Below are 15961 nucleotides of genomic sequence, written 5' to 3' on the forward strand. Positions count from 1 at the left end.
GGGCCACGGTAGGCGACGCGGGCCCGTCGCCCGGGAACGCACGAAGGCCGCCCCGACGGGACGGCCTTCTCGTGGTGGTGGAGCTGAGGGGATTCGAACCCCTGACCTTCTCGATGCGAACGAGACGCGCTACCAACTGCGCCACAGCCCCAGTGCGTCACTCGCGTGACGCGAGAGGGAACGTTAGCACCCCCGCGCGGGGGGCGCCGAATCGCCCCGGGAGCCCGTCCGTCAGTGCCCGACGACGCGACGGTCGGTCGCCCGGGAGGCCTCGGCGGCCCGCTGCTCGTCGGCCTCCGCGGCGGTACGGCGGACCAGCTCCGAGTCGGCGCGGTCGTGGCCCGAGGAGAAGATCCCGCTGTCGTCGAAGTCGAACGCGGGGAGCTCGCGGGCGGCGGCGTGGTCCTTGCCGACGTACGTGGGCAGCGGCGCGGCGACCGGGGTCCACAGCGTGGCGGGGTCGCGGTCGTCCTGGACCGCCGGCGGCTCGTCGCCGAGCTCGCGGGAGACGGCGGAGATGAGCTGGGTGTCGGCGCTGGCGTCGAGCAGCTCGGCGACCTCGCTGTCGTCGTACTCCTCGAGCTGGGCGACCAGGTCCTCCTCGCGGCTCGCGGCGTCGAGGACGACCGGTCCGCGCTGCTCGGGTTGGGGGGCCGGGCGGCGGGCGTGGTGGAACGCGGCACGCTCGCCCTTGACCATCACGCGGCAGGTGACGAGCCAGGCGACGAGGAGCGCGACGGGAGCGGAGACGTAGCCCCAGGCCACCACACCGAACGCGGCGAGGAGCACGCCGATGACGAGCAGGCCGACCAGGACGCCGAGCACGCGGCGGCGACGCTGCATGGCGCGGCGGGCGGCGGCCCGCCGGGCCCGGAGCTGCGCAGGGGTGGGCGCAGCTACGGGCACGGCGGCCGCGGGGGGCGCCTCGGCGGCGCCGCGGCGGGCGAGCACGCGCAGGGTGGCGGAGAACCGCTCGACCGACCTGCTCTCCACGGCCTCGTCGTGGTGCTTGAGCGCCTGGGGGATGAGGTAGGCCGCCCACGCGACGGCCACGGCCACGAAGATGACACCGCTCAGATCCACGGACCGAGCCTAGGAGCGCCGGTCGGGCACACCCGGGACGTGCGGGGTGTGTCGGGCGTCGACTTGTGTGACCCGTGTGGTTCGGCGCCGTGACCTCAGCGACGACTCGGCGCGCTCACGCGTGCCGCTGGCGACGACTCGGCGCTCAGGAGCGCAGCGAGGCGGTCGGGGAGCGTCGCTGCGTGGGCACGCCGATGCGCTGCAGGGCGCGGGCGACGCCGTCGGCGATGAGCAGCTCGCCGTCGGCGTTGGGGTGCATGCCGTCGCGGGTGTGGGCGGGCGTGGCGCCGGCGGTGGAGGCCGACACGACGCGGGCGTCCGGGGTGTCGAGCTCGAGCGCCATCTGGTGGATGAAGGCGTTGAACTCGTCGACGCCCTCCACCCAGGTCTGCGGCAGCTCGACGAGCACGACGTCGACGGTGGGCGACGCGGCGCGGGCGTCGGCGACGAGCTGGCGCACCCGCTGCGCGACCACGGCGGGGTCGTCGCCGCGGTGGTTGAGGTCGTTGACGCCGAGCATCTCGACGAGCACGTCGGGGCGCAGGTCGGTGACCAGGGTGGTGACCGGGAAGTCCTGCTCCGCCAGGGTCATGCCCCAGCGCGCCACGTGGTCCTGGTCGAAGGCCGGGTCGAGGTACGCCGACGACGTCGACTTCTGCGTCAGCGGGTCGTAGAGCACCTGGCGGGGGCCGACGAAGTCGTAGGCGGTGCCGGCCGTGTCGAGGGTGCGCGCGAGGCGGTAGCGCCACGTCCAGTCGCCGCCCGCGCCCTGGGTGACGGAGTCGCCGAGCAGCATGATGCGGGTCGCGTCCACGGCGGGCTCGACGGGCGTGCCGGCGTCGGGGTCGAGGGGCTCGAACGGGTCCACCGCGTCGTCGGCCCCGTCGGCCTTCGCCGCGGTCCCACCGGTGCCGCCCGCGGCGTCCGCGCCCTCGGCGACGGCCGCCTCGGTGGCGGCGCCCTGCTCGCTGATGCGCTCCACGGCCGCGGCCCCGAACGGGATCCCCACGACCACGAGCGTCCCGGCGATCGCGACCGCCCAGCGCTTGACGCCGTGTGCCACGTCCACCCCCGTCGACGACTCCGCTGACCTGCTCCGTACGGCGGACCTCCGGGGTCCGCACCGGGGAGAACGGTGCCTCAGCGAGGCGCCCCGCGTCGAATCCCTACGGCGTGGCGCGGCGAGACCTCCGCCACGACCGCCGCCCGGTGCCGGGGCGGTCTAGCCCAGGCGCGCGCGCAGGCCGCCGGGGCACTCCTCGGCGGTGATCGCGTAGAGCCGGTGGTCGCACCAGGCGCCGTCGATGTGCAGGTAGCGCGGGGCGTAGCCGAACTCGGCGAGGCCGAGCTTCTCGACGACGCGCAGGGAGTTCGTGTTCTCGGGGCGCACGGCGATCTCGATGCGGTGCAGCCGCCCGGGCCCGAAGCAGTGGTCGACCGCGAGCGCGACGGCGCGGGGCACGAGGCCGCGGCCGGCGTACCGCTGGTCGATCCAGTAGCCGATCGACGCGGACTGCGCCGAGCCCCGCACGACGCTGTTGACGGTCACCTGCCCGGCGAAGGCGCCGTCGACCTCGATGACGAACGGCATCGCCTGGCCGGCGTCGGCCATCCGCAGCAGCGAGCGCAGGCTGCGGCGCAGCGTCGTCGGCTGCTCGGCCTCCGAGCCGGGCGGGGCGGTGGCGTCCCAGCGGCCGAGCCAGGCCCGGTTGCGCACGCGCACCTCCTGCCAGGCGGACGCATCCCCCATGCGCAGCGAGCGCAGCACGAGGCCGGTCGCGGGGTCCGGGTCGGCGATCCGCGCCGGCCAGGCCGCCGCGTGGGTCCAGCGCACGGCGATCCTCAGGCGCTCGCCGTCGGCCGGGGGTGGTCGCCCCCGGTGACCTGGTCGACGGCGTGGGGCACGACGTCGGCGAGCACGGCCAGCGCGTCCTTCACCCCGCCGCGCGAGCCGGGGAGGTTGACGACGAGGCACGCGCCGGCGACGCCCGCGAGGCCGCGCGACAGCACGGCGGTCGGCACGCCCTTGGCCACGCCCGCGGCGCGGATCGCCTCGGCGATGCCGGGCGCCTCGCGGTCGAGCAGGGGCCGCGTGACCTCGGGGGTGCGGTCGGTCGGGGTGAGGCCGGTGCCGCCGGTGGTCAGCACGACGCGGGCGCCGGCGTCGAGCGCCGCGCGGATCGCGTCGGCGACGGGCTCGCCGTCGGGCACGACGGCCGCGTCGGCGCACGTGAAGCCCCAGGCGCGCAGCGCGGAGACGATGAGCGGGCCGGTCGTGTCGTCGTACACGCCCGCGGAGGCGCGGTTGGAGGCGACGACGACGGCGGCGGGCAGGCCCGGCGGCGGGGTGGGGGTGGCGGTCATCGGGTCCACTCCCCCGAGCGGCCGCCCGACTTCGCCTCGACCCGCACGTCGGTGATCACGGCCCGCTTGTCGACCGCCTTCACCATGTCGACCACGGTGAGCGCGGCGACGGAGACCGCGGTGAGCGCCTCCATCTCGACGCCGGTGCGGTCGGTGGTGCGGACCGTCGCGCTGATCTCGACGGCATCGTCGGCGACCTCGAGGTCGACCTCGACGCCCGAGACGGCGAGCGGGTGGCACAGCGGCACGAGCGCGGGGGTCTGCTTGGCACCCATGATTCCGGCGATGCGAGCCACGGCGAGCGCGTCGCCCTTGGGGACGCCCTCCCCGCGCAGCAGCGCGACCACCTCGGCGGAGACGAGCACGCGGCCCGAGGCCGTCGCCGTGCGCGCCGTGACCGACTTCTCGGAGACGTCGACCATGCGGGCGGCGCCGCGCTCGTCGACGTGGGTCAGCCGCGCGGCGCCGGCCTCGGCCTCTGCTCCCTCGGGGGTGCCCATCAGATCTGCTCGTCCAGCGCGAGCACGTGGACCGGCTGGCCGGCCTCGACGCGCGTGACGCTCTCGGGGATCACGATGAGCGCGTTGGAGGCGGCCAGGTCGCCCAGCAGGTGCGAGCCGGGGCCGCCGACGGGGGTGACGTGCGCGGTGCGCGCCGCGTTGCCGCCGACGCCGGACGGGGCGTTGTACTCCCCGCGCAGGAACTGCCGGCGCCCCTCCGGCGAGCTCACCGGGTGGGTCAGCAGCGCGCGGCGCAGGGGGCGGGCGTACGGAGTGAGCCCCATCAGCTTGCGGATCGCGGGCAGCACGAACACCTCGAACGACACGTACGCCGACACGGGGTTGCCCGGGAGCGTGACGATCGGCGTCGCGTCCTCGCCGATGGTGCCGAAGCCCTGCGGCTTGCCGGGCTGCATCGCGACGGAGCCGAACCACATGTCGCCCTGCGGGGACAGCGCGGCCTTGACGACGTCGTAGTCGCCGGCGCTGACGCCGCCGCTGGTGATGACGAGGTCGGCGCGCACCAGCTGGTCGTGCACGGCCTCGAGGAAGGTGGCGGGGTCGTCGGGCACGATGCCGACCCGGTAGGCGATCGCGCCGGCCTCCCGGACGGCGGCGGCGAGCATGTAGGAGTTGCCGTCGTAGATCGAGTCGTGGCCGATCTGGTCGCCGGGGGCGCGCAGCTCGGAGCCGGTGGAGATGACGACGACGCGCGGGCGCGGCCGGGTGCGCACGTGGGAGCGGCCGATCGCCGCGAGCAGGCCGATCTGGCGGGGGCCGAGGATCGTGCCCTCGGAGACGACGACGTCGCCGGCCTGCACGTCCTCGCCGCGGTGCCGCACGTGCTGCAGCGGGCGGGGCGCGTCGTACACGGTGACGGAGGCGACGCCGCGGTCGGTCCACTCGTAGGGGACGACGGCGTCGCACCCGGCGGGCAGGGGCGCGCCGGTCATGATCTTGACCGCCGTGCCGGGGCTCAGCGCCATGATGTGCGCCTGCCCCGCGCCGATCTCACCGACGACCGGGAGGGTGACGGGCTGGTGCTCGCTGGCGGTGGCAACGTCGCTGGAGACGACCGCGTAGCCGTCCATGGCCGCGTTGTCGAAGGACGGCAGCGACACACCGGCGGCCACGTCCTCCGCGCACGCCAGGCCGCTGGCCTCCTGCAACGAGTGGGTCATCGGCTCGAGGGGTCGCACCCCGGCCATGACGCGCTCGAAGAACTCGGGGACGCCGATCGGCTGGGAGGTCGCGTCGGGCATCAGGCTCCTACTGGTGGGCGGTACGGCGGCCAGCCCGCGCCGCACTCGCCGCGGGCTCAGCCTCCCAGCACGGTACCCGGCTCGAGGCGCTGCGCCGAAGGAGCCTCCTCAAGCGTGACCTCGCCCAGCACCTTGACGTCGCGGCCGAAGGTCCAGTCGCCGCGCACGCGCAGGGCGGCGGCCTCCTTGAGCGACGGCGCGCCCTCGGGGAAGCGGCGGTCGAAGTCGCCGACCAGCTTGTAGTGGTCGCCGTCGAGATCGATGAACGGCACGTCGGCCGCGACCTGGTCGAGGGTGAAGTCGGGGCCGATGGCGTAGATGTCGCTGCGCAGCACCAACAGGTCGTTGGTCGTCTTGACCGGGATGAAGCGGTCGCGGCCGACCTCGATCGTCTGCGCGCCGTCGAAGACCTCGATGGCCGCGCCCATGGCCGTCTCGATCTGCACGACCTTCTCCGTGCCCGGGTCGGAGGGGTCGACGGTCTTGACGTTGCGGATCAGCGGGAGGCCCAGGATCCCCTCGCGCTCGGTGAGGGCCTGCTTCATCGCGGCGAGGTCGAACCAGAGGTTGTTGGTCGACGTGTACTTGTGGCGGTCGAGGTCGGCCAGCGCGTCCTTGTCCTCGTCGCGCGTCTGCGCCGACTCGCGCAGGATGATGCGGCCGTCGTTCTTGCGGCGGGCGAAGTGGCCGCCCTTGCGGTCGGACGGCGTGCGGCGCACGGCCTCGATCGCGAAGGGGGCGCCGGAGGTCGCGAACCAGCCGGCGACCTCGGGGGTGGGGACGGCGCCGAGGTTGTCGGAGTTCGACACGAAGGCGTAGCGGTAGCCGGCGTCGAGCAGCTGGTCGAGCAGGCCGGTGCCGAGGAGCGCCGTGTAGATGTCGCCGTGGCCGGGCGGGCACCACTCGAGCGTGGGGTCGGTGGGGAACTCGACGGGCGTGAGGTCCTTCTCGCGCAGCTTGGGCTCCTTGTTCTGCAGGAACTCCAGCGGCAGGCCCTCCACCGGCAGGTCCTCGTAGCGCGCCAGCGCCGTGAGGGTGTCGGAGGAGGTGCGGAAGCTGTTCATCAGGATGAGCGGCAGGGGCGCGGAGTAGCGCTCCCGCAGGTGCAGCACCTGGCGGGCGATGATGTCGAGGAACGACAGCCCACGGCGCACGCACAGCAGCGACTTCGCCCGGTCCATGCCCATCGAGGTGCCGAGCCCGCCGTTGAGCTTGATGACGGCGGTCTTCTGCAGCGCCTCGGCCGCGGCGGCCTCGTCGACCTCGACGTCGGCCAGCGACGGCATGTCCAGCGGCTCGATGGTGTCCTCGGCGATCATGCCGGTCTCGCCGTGCTCGAGGAGCCGGTAGTAGTGCGCGAACACCTCCACCGCGGTCTCGTCGATCCCGGCCTCGCGCATCTTCTCGGCCGCCTTGTGCAGCCCGGGGGAACCCATGGCGGCGATCGTAGGCTCATCGGGTGGCCGCCACACAACCTCCGGTGGATGAACCTCCTGCGCGGGCCAAGCGCGCCCTTCGCGCCGAGATCCTCGCCCGACGCGCGGCGCGCACGCCGGCCGAGGTGGCGGCGTACGGCGAGCGCCTCGCCGCGGCGACCCTCGCCCACCCGGTGGTCGCCGGCGCGCGGTGCGTGGCGGCGTACGTCGGGGTGGGCACCGAGCCCGCGACCCTCCCGCTCCTCGACGCGCTGCGCGCGGGCGGCGTGCGGGTGCTGCTGCCCGTCCTGCGGCCGGACTGGTCGATGGACTGGGGGCGGTACGACGGGCCCGACGCCCTCGTCACGTCCCCGCGCGGCCTGCTCGAGCCCGCGCTGGCGGAGGCGGCCGAGGGGGCGGTCGACGTGCTCGACGACGCCGACGTCGTGCTGCTGCCCGGCCTTGCCTGCTCCGACGACGGCGCGCGACTGGGCCGCGGCGGCGGCGCCTACGACCGGGCGCTCGCCGCGCTCCGCTCCCCCGTGCCGACCTACGTGCTGCTGCACCCCGACGAGGTCGGGATCGACGTGCCGACCGCACCCCACGACGTGCCCGTCGACGGGGCGATCACGGCCTGAGCCTGGGCGGCCGCGCGCCTCGCCTCAGGTCCTGCCGTCCCGCACCGATAGGCGCCACATGACCTGGACCCCTGCACAGTCGCTAGTCGCCGCGCCGGGTGGCTGGGAGCTGGCGTTCGTCGCGTTCGTCCTGTCCGTCCTCGCCCTCATGCTCCTCGGCGTTCTTGCGTTCCTGCGCGGCGTGGTGCGTCGGGCGGTGCGCAAGGAGATCGCCCGGATGCAGCGCGACGGGCTGCTGCCCTCCGGCGCGGCGGACCGCTACGGGTTCCCCGGGGGCTGATCTCCCGGGCTCCGACGGACGCGCGTCGCCCCGCCCGGCCGGGACCCCGCGGCGACGCTGGCGGGAACAGCGTCAGCCCTCGAAGATGAGCCAGCGGTTGTGATCGATGGGGCGGTGCTCGGGGAGCCACCGACGGCGATCGACGACGGTGGGCGGCTCGTACCCGGCCGCACGGAGGATCGCGAGGCACTCCCACTCGATCTCCTTGCCGTGCACCTCCAGCTGTATCGCCGGCCGCCGGTCTTCCAGCACTCGGGCCGCGCCCCGCAGCGCTGCCACCTCGCCCCCCTCGATGTCGAGCTTGATCAGGTCGGGCACGAAGTGCTCGGCGGCGAGGTCATCGATGGTGACGTGATCCCCGGCGGCGTCGTCGGAGACGAACCCAGTCACCACCTCGATCGACGGCAGGCCCGGGTTGGCGGCAGCGTTCTCCCGGATCTCGACGGCCAGCTCGGGCTCCGACTCGACCGACAGCACGGGGGCACCAGTCAGCTTCGCCAGCACCAAGGCGTCGTAGCCGTACTGACCGCCGATGTCGAACGACCGATAGCCCGGCTTGGCGATACGTCGGAGGTGGCGGTTCAGCTCCACCTCGTACAGACCGAGGTACAGCCGAGTCTCACCGCGTTGGAAGTCGACCCCCATCCGCAGGCCGCGACCGAGTCCGACCGGCAGGCGCCGCATGGACCGACCGTGCGGCAGGACCCTGGACTTCACTGCTCGCTTGATCGGCATGTCAGGCACAGTAGCCCGCCTTCGGAGCACGTCTCTGGGGTTCGGCCGAGCTGGTCGCCGCGGGCCCACCCCCGGCCAGGCGTGGCCGCGCGCCCGGACAGCAGCCGGGCCTGGACCTTCAACCCCCGCAGGGGATCCGGATCTCGAACCTCGCGCCGTCGCCCTCGGCGGAGACGACGCGGGCGGCGCCGCCGTGGCGCTCGGCGGCGGCGCGGACGATGGCGAGGCCGACGCCGCTGCCCTGGATGGCCCACTTCTCGGCGTACCCGCCCCGGTAGAAGCTGTCGAAGAGGCTGGCGCGCTCCTCCCCGAGGATCGGCACGCCGTCGTTCTCCACGGTGACGACCGCCTCGAACCCGCCCCTGGCGTCCTTGCCGCGGCCGACCGCCACGCACACGCGGTGCTCGCCGAAGGTCAGGGCGTTGCGCACGAGGTGCCGCACGGCACTGGTGAGGAGCGCCTCGTCACCGACGACCTCCACCTCCGTGACCCGCACGTCCACGTGCAGGCGCGCGCAGGACGCGCCGGCCCGCTCGCGCTCGACGGTGACGGCGTGCCGCACGACGTCGTCGAGGCGCAGCGAGCGGGGCGGGCAGGTCCGTGGTCCGTCGACCTGGGTGAGCAGCACGAGGCTCTCGACGAGGTCTGCGAGCCGCTCCACGTTGCGGGCCGTCGTCTCGACGACGCCCTGCTGCTCGTCGGTCAAGGGGCCGAAGACGCCCTCCTGGAGGAGGTCGAGGCGTCCCAGGGCGTTGGTGACCGGGGTGCGCAGCTCGTGGCTGGCGGTGGCGACGAACCGGGCGCGGGCGACCTCCATGGCCCGCAGCTCGCGCACGACCCGTCGCTCGGCGTCGCGGCGCTGGTCGCCGACGATCGCCAGCGGCAGGGCCCACAGGGCCGCCGTGCCGATGAAGACCCCGATGGACCACGACCGCTCCACGTCGAGGAGCTGGGCGTCGAAGATGCTGGTCGTGGGGGCGTGCAGCGGGTCGCCGACGAGCCACACGAGCGTGCCGACGGCGGAGAGCACGACGAGCTCGGCGGCGGTGACCCGCACGCCGAACCGCAGGCCCGCCCAGGTGAGGGTCACCAGCAGCGTCGCGCTCGCCACCGCCGTGCCGAACCCGCCCGCGACGAGCGCGATGACGCACAGCGCCAGGGCGCACGCGACCTGCAGCACCAGCTCGCGCGTGGAGTAGCGGTCGTAGACCCGGGCCGGGCGGCGCAGCAGCACGGGGCACCACAGCAGGATGGCGGTGACGTTCGCGATGCCGGCGTCGGCCGCGATGCGCGGGTCGTCGCCACCCAGGAACGACAGCCACCAGCCCGCCAGCCCGACGCAGGCGCCCCCGAGGGTCGCGGCCAGCGCCAGGCGCCCGAAGGCGCTCATCGAGTCGACCGTGCGCACCCCAGAGCGCACGAGCACGAGCGCGGCGACCGCGGAGGCCACCGTGCCCGCGACACCGACGAGCACCGCGTCGACGAGCGGTGAGCCGACGAGCACGGCGCTCAGCACCATGTACGCCGGCAGCGCGAAGCAGGTGAGCACCTTCCCCCAGGTCGGGGCGAGGACGAGGGCGGCGGTGCCGACCCCGACCGAGGCCCACACCGGGTTCACGCCGTACACCTCGTCGCCGACGATGCCCCGGCCGAGCGCGGTGGCGATCATGGTGAGCGCCGCGACGGACCAGGCGAGCCGGTCGACGGGCCCGGGCGCACCGGCCGGCTCGGACGAACGGGCGGTCGTCCCCGGCGCAGCGATCGTGGACGGGGCGACGGTCGTCTGCACCATCGCCCTGCCTCCCCTCACCTCACCCGGCCCGATCCGGAACGCTCGACGGTCTCACGCTGCAGAGGGCTCATCGGCCGACTTGTGGCTTTGTTGAGGACTCAACCGACTGACGCTTGAGTAGAACAGGGTTCACTCCCGCGCCGCCCGTTCTCGGGGCGGCGGTCTAGCCCGCGCCGGCCGTCCGCGGCGTTGTCCCTCCGAGGAGACGCCGCCCGACCTACGTTCCCGCCATGTCACTCATCCCCCGCACCCCTGCCGCCCGATCCACGACGGCTCGCCGCCTCCTGCCCGCCACCCTCGTGTGCACCGCCGTCGTGGCCGCCAGCGCGACCACCGGCGCGTTCGCCGCCACGGTCATCACCGGCGCGCAGATCGCCGACGAGACGATCACGACCAAGGACGTCAAGAACGGCTCCCTCTCCGGCGCCGACCTCGGCCGCGCCAGCATCTTCGGGGCGCAGATCAACGGCGCGACCAAGAAGACCTTCATCGGCGTCAACGGCTACCAGGTCGTCGAGGAGCTCGTGACCGTCGGCGGCCTCGAGACCGACGCGTACGCCGAGGTCTACTGCCCCGCGGGCACGTCCACGCTCAGCGGTGCCGCCTACTGGTCCACGAGCGACGCGGCCGTCCAGTTCCTCATCAACAGCGACGGCTCGGGCGTCGCCGCCTTCGCCTCGAACCCGTCCGACGTCGAGGACGACCTCGTCGTGCAGGCCGTCTGCGCCACCGTCAACTGACGCACCGGGCTCAGCGCAGCGCGCGGACCCCGAACCCGACGAGGACGGCCCAGGCCAGCAGGCGGGGCACGTCGCTGGCGACGATGCCGTGCGTGTCGCTGAAGGCGACGAGGATCCTCACGGGTGCGTGGTCGTTCGTGATGGACGCCAGCATCCAGGCGGTCACGCCCACGAGGAACGCCAGCACGCAGCCGCGGCGTACCCAGGTCATCGGGTCAGCGTACGGAGTGGTGCGGGCGTCGGACCGAGCCGCCCGGAACTCGAACCCGGCCGGGTCGGGCGTTGCCCGGGCGACGACCTAGAATTGGCAGTCGAGCCCGCCGAGTGCCAGTCTCTCGGCCAGCACACGTCTCCCGGAGGTCCATCGTGCCCACGTACCAGTACGCCTGCACCGAGTGCGGTCACGCCTTCGAGCAGGTCCAGAGCTTCAGCGACGACGCCCTGACCGAGTGCCCGGAGTGCCACGGTCGCCTGCGCAAGCTGTTCAACGCCGTCGGCGTCGTCTTCAAGGGCTCCGGCTTCTACCGCACCGACAGCCGCACGGGTGCCTCCACCGCGTCGGACACCTCGTCCTCGAAGAGCACCTCCTCGAGCGACTCCGGGTCGTCGTCGAGCGACACGAAGTCGAGCACCACGACCTCGACTGAGAAGAAGTCGGGCGCCGCGAGCACGACCGCCTGATCCGACCGGTGGCCGAGGTGGCCGAGTCAGCACCCGGTGGTTGAGGTGGCCGCGCCAGCGGCCCTCGAAACCACCTGTGGAAGCCGCCCCACGCCCCGGCCCGATCCGGCCTAGCGTCGTCGCATGCCTCTCGCCGCTCCTCCGACGACCGCCGCGCGCTCCCGCGGCGCGACCCTCACGCGGGGCCCGCGCCGCGTCTTCGCCCGCCATCGTCGCGCCCTGGGTGCGGCGCTCCTCGGGGTCGCGGTCCTCGTCGGCGTGCAGGCATTCGCAACGCCGGCGCCGCCCACGACGGAGGTGGTCGTCGCGGCCCGTCCCGTCGCGGCCGGCGCGGAGCTGACCCGCGCAGACCTGACGACGCTCGCCGTCCCGGCGGACGTCGCACCGCCGGCTGCACCATCCATCGACGAGCTCGTCGGCCGCGCGACCGCAGGCCCCATCGCCGAGCGCGAGCCCGTCACCGAGACGCGGCTGGCATCTGTCGCCACCATCGCCGCGGGCGCTGGCGAGGTGGCGGTGCCCGTCCGCCTTCCGGACCCCGCGATGGCCGACCTGCTGCGCGTCGGGGACGTCGTCGATCTCGTGGCCACCGCGGCCGAGGACGGTACGACGACCACGGTCGCCCGCGACGTCCGCGTCTCCGCGCTCCCCCGGCCTGCGGAGGACCCCGCCGGCGAGCTCGTCAGCGGCCGCCTCGTCGTGTTCGCAGCCCCACCGGGTGACGCGCTCGACATCGCCCGCGCCGGCGCGCAGGACTTCCTGACCCTCGCCTTCCGGTCTAGCGTGGCCGCCCGGTAGCCCCGTGACCTGCGGGGCCTCGGGACGAGGAGCAACCGGTGAGCGGATTCAAGGCATTCATCCTGCGCGGAAACCTGATCGAGCTGGCGGTGGCCTTCATCATCGGCGCAGCATTCGCCTCAGTCGTCACAGCGACCGTCGCGCTGATCATGGATCTGGTCGGCAAGACGTTCGATCAGCCCGACTTCAGCGGCTGGGACCCCTACGGGGTGTCGTTGGGGGCGTGGATCACCACCGTGATCTCCTTCTTGATCCTCTCCGCCGTCGTCTACTTCGGCGTCGTCCTGCCGTACACGAAGGCGAAGGAGCGCTTCTTCCCCGACCCGCAGGGTGAGCCCGGTACGCCGGAGGACGTCGCCCTGCTCACCGAGATCCGCGACCTGCTCGCCGCGCAGTCGTCGCAGGCCAAGCGCCTGTCATAGGTCGCGCGGCACGGTCCGCCCGATCGCCGTGTCGCTGGATCACGTGATGCAGGCGCCACCGCCCATCGGCAGGAACGGACGACAACGGGAGGGGCCCGCGGCTAGGGTCGCGATCGGCGATCGAGACCGGAGGACGGGGCGAACCAGCGGATGACAACCACGGGTGGGCGCGGCACCACCACCGTTGCCATCGCTCACGACTACCTCACCCAGCGTGGCGGCGCGGAGCGGGTCGTCCTCGCTCTGGCGAAGGGTTTTCCGGACGCGCCCATCTACACGACGTTGTACGACCCCGAAGGCACCTTCCCCGAGTTCCGTGACCTCGACGTCCGTCCGTCGCGCCTGAACAGGATCGGGCCGCTCCGCAAGAACCACCGGGCGGCTCTGCCCCTCCTCCCCGCGGCTGCTTCGTCCCTGCGGATCGACGCCGAGGTCGTGATCGCCAGCAGCAGCGGCTGGGCTCACGGGTTCGGGGGCACGCACAAGACGCTCGTGTACTGCTACTCCCCGGCGCGGTGGCTTTACCAGCCCGACGTCTACCTCTCGGCTGACGCCGGCCTGCTGCAGCGGGCCGGGTTGAAGTCCGTCAGCATGCCGCTGCGTCGCTGGGACCGGCGGGCGGCCTCGCGCGCGGACCGTTACCTTGCGATCTCGACCGTCGTGCAGGAGCGCATCCGCGCGACCTACGGGATCGAGTCGGCCATCCTCCCCGCACCGTTGAGCGACCGTCTGCGTGCGGTGGAGCCCGAGCCGGTGGACGACCCCGTCGTGCGGGACGGGGGGTACGTGCTGTGCGTCTCGCGGCTGTTGCCCTACAAGAACGTCGACAAGGTGGCAGCGGCCTTCGAGCACCTGCCGGATCAGCACCTGGTCGTGGTCGGCCGGGGCCCCGAGTGGGACGCCCTCCGCCGTGACGCCCCGGGGAACGTGACGTTCCTCCGCGATCTCACCGACGGTCAGATGCGGACCGTCTACGAGCGTTCGCACGGCCTCGTTGCTGCGAGCCACGAGGACTACGGCCTGACCCCGCTCGAGGCGGCGTTGTTCGGCAAGCCCAGTGCCGTGCTGGCTGCCGGCGGTTTCCTCGACACGATGAAGGACGGCAGCACGTCGGTCTTCTTCGATGCCCCTACCCCGGAGTCCATCGCGGGAGGTGTCCGCCGCCTTCTCGAGTCGGGGTGGGACGAGCACACCATCCTCGCCCACGCCAACCGCTTCACCGAGAGTGCGTTCGTCGCCCGCTTGCGCGACGAGGTCACCTCCCTCACCGAACCACCGCTCCCCCAGGAGGAACAGTGACCACCCCCAGACGCGCCCTCATCACCGGCATCACCGGCCAGGACGGGCAGCACCTGTCGGAGCTGCTGAACGCCAAGGGCTACGAGATCTACGGACTCATCCGCGGGCAGCGCAACGCGCGGCGCGAGGCGTTCGTGGCCGAGTTCCCCTTCGTGAACCTGGTCGAGGCGGACCTGACGGATCCGACGTCGCTGCTCGAAGCCGTCCGGACCTCGCACGCCGACGAGGTGTACAACCTCGGCGCGATCAGCCACGTGGGCTACTCCTTCCGCAACCCCCAGCTCACGGCGGACATCACGGGCAAGGGCGTCCTGAACCTCCTCGAGGCCATCCGGTCGTCGGGCCGCGCGGACGAGGTCCGCTTCTACCAGGCGTCGACGTCGGAGATGTTCGGCGGCCTCGACTACAACCGCCCCGGCGCGGGATACAACGAGGACTCCCTGTTCCACCCTCGCAGTCCCTACGGCGTCGCGAAGCTCTACGCACACTGGATCGCCAGGAACTACCGCGAGTCCTACGGCATGTACGTCGCCACCGGCATCCTGTTCAACCACGAGGGGGAACGCCGGGGACTCGAGTTCGTGACGCGGAAGATCACCGACGGCGTGGCTCGGATCCACCACGGCCTGCAGCCCCACATCGTGCTGGGCGACCTGTGGCCGAAACGTGACTGGGGCTATGCCGGTGACTACGTCCGCGGCATGTGGCAGATGCTGCAGCACGACGAACCGGACGACTTCGTGCTGGCCACCGGGGAGACGCACTCCATCGAGGAGTTCCTGACGCTCGCGTTCGCCGAGGTCGGCATCGACGACTGGCGTCCCTACGTCAAGCAGGACCCACAGTTCATGCGTCCCGCCGAGGTCGACATCCTCCTCGGCGACCCGGCGAAGGCGGAGCGCGTGCTGGGCTGGAAGCGCGAGGTCGACTTCCCGGGTCTGGTGCGCCGCATGGTCCAGCACGACCTCAAGGTGACGGACCCGAACGCCTGATGTCCGAGCCGGTCGTCGTCACCGGGGTCAACGGGTTCGTCGGCCACCACCTGGTGCGGGCACTCGTCGATGCCGGGCTTCCCGTCGTCGGGGTCTCCCGCGACGAAGCACCGAAGGAGGACATCTCGGGCCTGCTCGCCGATTACCTGGCCCTCGACCTCACCCGGGACCCGCTGCCCGCCGTTCGGGCTGCGGGAGTCGTCCACCTGGCCGGGCTGTCAGCCGTCGGCCCGTCGTTCGACCGGCCGCAGCACTACATCACGTCGAACACGGCGATGCTCACCAACGTCTGCGAACCCCTGCTCGCCACCGGGTCGAAAGCCCGCGTCGTCGTCGTCAGCTCGGGCGCCGTCTACGACTCCGCCCAGGACCTGCCCATCACCGAGAGCGGACGGACTGCGCCGACCTCGCCCTACGCCGTCAGCAAGCTGGCCGTCGAGCAGCAGACGCTGTACTACGCCCGGCGGGGTCTCACGGCGACCGTCGCGCGCCCGTTCAACCACATCGGTCCTGGCCAGGGGCCGGGATTCCTCGTCCCCGACATCATCGCCGGCCTCCGGGCCTCCCGGCAGACCGGCACACCCCCCGCTTTCGGCGATCTCACCTCGCAGCGCGACTACACCGATGTCCGCGACGTCGCCGGCGCGTACGTCGCTCTGCTCGCGGCTGAGCACCTCGCTCCCGGTGGGATCTTCAACGTCTGCAGCGGTCGCGCCGTCGAGGGGACCGAGGTCCTGCGCCGCCTGGCGGACATCGCCGGGATCGCCGTCGATGGGGTCACCGTCGATGCCGCGCGTCTGAGACCGACCGAGCCCTCGGTGATTGCTGGGTCCAACCAGAGGCTCACCGAGACGACCGGGTGGCGAACCCGGCTCACGCTGCAACAGAGCCTCGAGGACGCCTGGGCCGCGTCGGTCCCGGCCCCGTCGTGACCCGCGTCGCGTACCTCCTCCATTCCGC

General features: G+C 73.0%; 19 protein-coding genes and 1 tRNA gene. 9 read left to right on the forward strand and 11 right to left on the reverse strand.

The annotated features are described in order from the left end of the window. Nucleotides 1–75 precede the first annotated feature (75 nt). The 8 genes from ACOACO_RS00365 to ACOACO_RS00400 form a co-directional block, all read right to left on the reverse strand. Nucleotides 76–151: transfer RNA gene (locus ACOACO_RS00365), tRNA-Ala, on the reverse strand. 80 nt (nt 152–231) lie between these two features. After that, nucleotides 232–1083 (reverse strand): hypothetical protein, encoded by an 852-nt coding sequence (locus ACOACO_RS00370; RefSeq protein WP_420294279.1) that lies wholly within the window; start codon nt 1081–1083, stop codon nt 232–234. A 145-nt stretch (nt 1084–1228) separates the two neighbouring features. Further along, on the reverse strand, nt 1229–2146 hold the full coding sequence (locus ACOACO_RS00375) for an SGNH/GDSL hydrolase family protein (RefSeq protein WP_420294280.1): 918 nt from the start codon (nt 2144–2146) through the stop codon (nt 1229–1231). A gap of 159 nt (nt 2147–2305) precedes the next feature. Then, a complete protein-coding gene (locus ACOACO_RS00380; RefSeq protein ID WP_420294281.1) occupies nt 2306–2917 on the reverse strand; it encodes a GNAT family N-acetyltransferase in 612 nt (203 codons plus the stop codon). Nucleotides 2918–2925: 8 nt separating this feature from the next. Then, the gene (locus tag ACOACO_RS00385; RefSeq protein ID WP_420294282.1) at nt 2926–3447 is read right to left on the reverse strand and encodes a MogA/MoaB family molybdenum cofactor biosynthesis protein; all 522 of its coding nucleotides are present in this window, start codon (nt 3445–3447) and stop codon (nt 2926–2928) included. Further along, nucleotides 3444–3947, reverse strand: coding sequence for a cyclic pyranopterin monophosphate synthase MoaC (gene moaC, locus ACOACO_RS00390; RefSeq protein WP_420294283.1), 504 nt, complete (start codon nt 3945–3947; stop codon nt 3444–3446). The genes ACOACO_RS00385 and moaC overlap by 4 nt, the downstream gene beginning before the upstream one ends. Continuing rightward, nucleotides 3947–5209 (reverse strand): gephyrin-like molybdotransferase Glp, encoded by a 1263-nt coding sequence (gene glp, locus ACOACO_RS00395; RefSeq protein WP_420294284.1) that lies wholly within the window; start codon nt 5207–5209, stop codon nt 3947–3949. Before glp ends, moaC begins: the two co-directional genes overlap by 1 nt. Before the next feature lie 56 nt (nt 5210–5265). Then, nucleotides 5266–6645, reverse strand: a complete 1380-nt coding sequence (locus tag ACOACO_RS00400; protein ID WP_420294285.1) for a UTP--glucose-1-phosphate uridylyltransferase — start codon at nt 6643–6645, stop codon at nt 5266–5268. A 44-nt stretch (nt 6646–6689) separates the two neighbouring features. On the opposite strand from ACOACO_RS00400, the gene ACOACO_RS00405 reads away from it, so the two are divergent. Beyond that, on the forward strand, nt 6690–7262 hold the full coding sequence (locus ACOACO_RS00405) for a 5-formyltetrahydrofolate cyclo-ligase (RefSeq protein ID WP_420294286.1): 573 nt from the start codon (nt 6690–6692) through the stop codon (nt 7260–7262). 58 nt (nt 7263–7320) lie between these two features. After that, nucleotides 7321–7542: a hypothetical protein gene (locus ACOACO_RS00410; protein WP_420294287.1), complete on the forward strand. Its 222-nt coding sequence runs from the start codon at nt 7321–7323 to the stop codon at nt 7540–7542. Between the two features lie 72 nt (nt 7543–7614). Here the strand turns inward: ACOACO_RS00410 and ACOACO_RS00415 are convergent, their stop codons facing one another. Both ACOACO_RS00415 and ACOACO_RS00420 read right to left on the reverse strand, forming a co-directional pair. Then, on the reverse strand, nt 7615–8277 hold the full coding sequence (locus ACOACO_RS00415) for an FkbM family methyltransferase (protein WP_420294288.1): 663 nt from the start codon (nt 8275–8277) through the stop codon (nt 7615–7617). Nucleotides 8278–8395: 118 nt separating this feature from the next. After that, a complete protein-coding gene (locus ACOACO_RS00420; protein WP_420294289.1) occupies nt 8396–10069 on the reverse strand; it encodes an ATP-binding protein in 1674 nt (557 codons plus the stop codon). Nucleotides 10070–10299: 230 nt separating this feature from the next. Between ACOACO_RS00420 and ACOACO_RS00425 the strand changes: the two genes are divergently transcribed. Beyond that, entirely contained in the window at nt 10300–10809 is a 510-nt protein-coding gene (locus ACOACO_RS00425) for a hypothetical protein (protein WP_420294290.1), read from the forward strand. A gap of 10 nt (nt 10810–10819) precedes the next feature. Here ACOACO_RS00425 and ACOACO_RS00430 read toward each other — a convergent pair whose 3' ends face one another. Further along, a complete protein-coding gene (locus ACOACO_RS00430) occupies nt 10820–11020 on the reverse strand; it encodes a hypothetical protein (RefSeq protein WP_420294291.1) in 201 nt (66 codons plus the stop codon). A gap of 155 nt (nt 11021–11175) precedes the next feature. Here ACOACO_RS00430 and ACOACO_RS00435 point away from each other — a divergent pair, with 155 nt between their 5' ends. From ACOACO_RS00435 to ACOACO_RS00460, 6 genes are all read left to right on the forward strand, one after another. Beyond that, entirely contained in the window at nt 11176–11490 is a 315-nt protein-coding gene (locus ACOACO_RS00435; protein ID WP_420294292.1) for an FmdB family zinc ribbon protein, read from the forward strand. A gap of 123 nt (nt 11491–11613) precedes the next feature. Further along, entirely contained in the window at nt 11614–12288 is a 675-nt protein-coding gene (locus ACOACO_RS00440) for an SAF domain-containing protein (protein ID WP_420294293.1), read from the forward strand. Between the two features lie 38 nt (nt 12289–12326). Beyond that, on the forward strand, nt 12327–12710 hold the full coding sequence (locus tag ACOACO_RS00445; protein ID WP_420294294.1) for an MscL family protein: 384 nt from the start codon (nt 12327–12329) through the stop codon (nt 12708–12710). Between the two features lie 150 nt (nt 12711–12860). Beyond that, nucleotides 12861–14009: a glycosyltransferase gene (locus ACOACO_RS00450; RefSeq protein WP_420294295.1), complete on the forward strand. Its 1149-nt coding sequence runs from the start codon at nt 12861–12863 to the stop codon at nt 14007–14009. Then, the gene (locus tag ACOACO_RS00455; protein WP_420294296.1) at nt 14006–15001 is read left to right on the forward strand and encodes a GDP-mannose 4,6-dehydratase; all 996 of its coding nucleotides are present in this window, start codon (nt 14006–14008) and stop codon (nt 14999–15001) included. The genes ACOACO_RS00450 and ACOACO_RS00455 overlap by 4 nt, the downstream gene beginning before the upstream one ends. Beyond that, the gene (locus tag ACOACO_RS00460; RefSeq protein WP_420294297.1) at nt 15001–15933 is read left to right on the forward strand and encodes an NAD-dependent epimerase/dehydratase family protein; all 933 of its coding nucleotides are present in this window, start codon (nt 15001–15003) and stop codon (nt 15931–15933) included. Before ACOACO_RS00455 ends, ACOACO_RS00460 begins: the two co-directional genes overlap by 1 nt. Nucleotides 15934–15961 lie beyond the last annotated feature (28 nt).

The sequence above is a fragment of the Nocardioides sp. CPCC 205120 genome (genome assembly GCF_048654585.1).
Lineage (GTDB): Bacteria > Actinomycetota > Actinomycetes > Propionibacteriales > Nocardioidaceae > Nocardioides.

Bases quoted from the DNA above. Each gene is read 5' to 3' on its own strand.
- ACOACO_RS00430 (WP_420294291.1), bottom strand. From the start codon at position 11,020: ATGACCTGGGTACGCCGCGGCTGCGTGCTGGCGTTCCTCGTGGGCGTG.
- ACOACO_RS00450 (WP_420294295.1), top strand. From the start codon at position 12,861: ATGACAACCACGGGTGGGCGCGGCACCACCACCGTTGCCATCGCTCAC.
- ACOACO_RS00415 (WP_420294288.1), bottom strand. From the start codon at position 8,277: ATGCCGATCAAGCGAGCAGTGAAGTCCAGGGTCCTGCCGCACGGTCGG.
- glp (WP_420294284.1), bottom strand. From the start codon at position 5,209: ATGCCCGACGCGACCTCCCAGCCGATCGGCGTCCCCGAGTTCTTCGAG.
- ACOACO_RS00400 (WP_420294285.1), bottom strand. From the start codon at position 6,645: ATGGGTTCCCCCGGGCTGCACAAGGCGGCCGAGAAGATGCGCGAGGCC.
- ACOACO_RS00410 (WP_420294287.1), top strand. From the start codon at position 7,321: ATGACCTGGACCCCTGCACAGTCGCTAGTCGCCGCGCCGGGTGGCTGG.
- ACOACO_RS00385 (WP_420294282.1), bottom strand. From the start codon at position 3,447: ATGACCGCCACCCCCACCCCGCCGCCGGGCCTGCCCGCCGCCGTCGTC.
- ACOACO_RS00440 (WP_420294293.1), top strand. From the start codon at position 11,614: ATGCCTCTCGCCGCTCCTCCGACGACCGCCGCGCGCTCCCGCGGCGCG.
- ACOACO_RS00460 (WP_420294297.1), top strand. From the start codon at position 15,001: ATGTCCGAGCCGGTCGTCGTCACCGGGGTCAACGGGTTCGTCGGCCAC.
- ACOACO_RS00420 (WP_420294289.1), bottom strand. From the start codon at position 10,069: ATGGTGCAGACGACCGTCGCCCCGTCCACGATCGCTGCGCCGGGGACG.
- moaC (WP_420294283.1), bottom strand. From the start codon at position 3,947: ATGGGCACCCCCGAGGGAGCAGAGGCCGAGGCCGGCGCCGCGCGGCTG.
- ACOACO_RS00425 (WP_420294290.1), top strand. From the start codon at position 10,300: ATGTCACTCATCCCCCGCACCCCTGCCGCCCGATCCACGACGGCTCGC.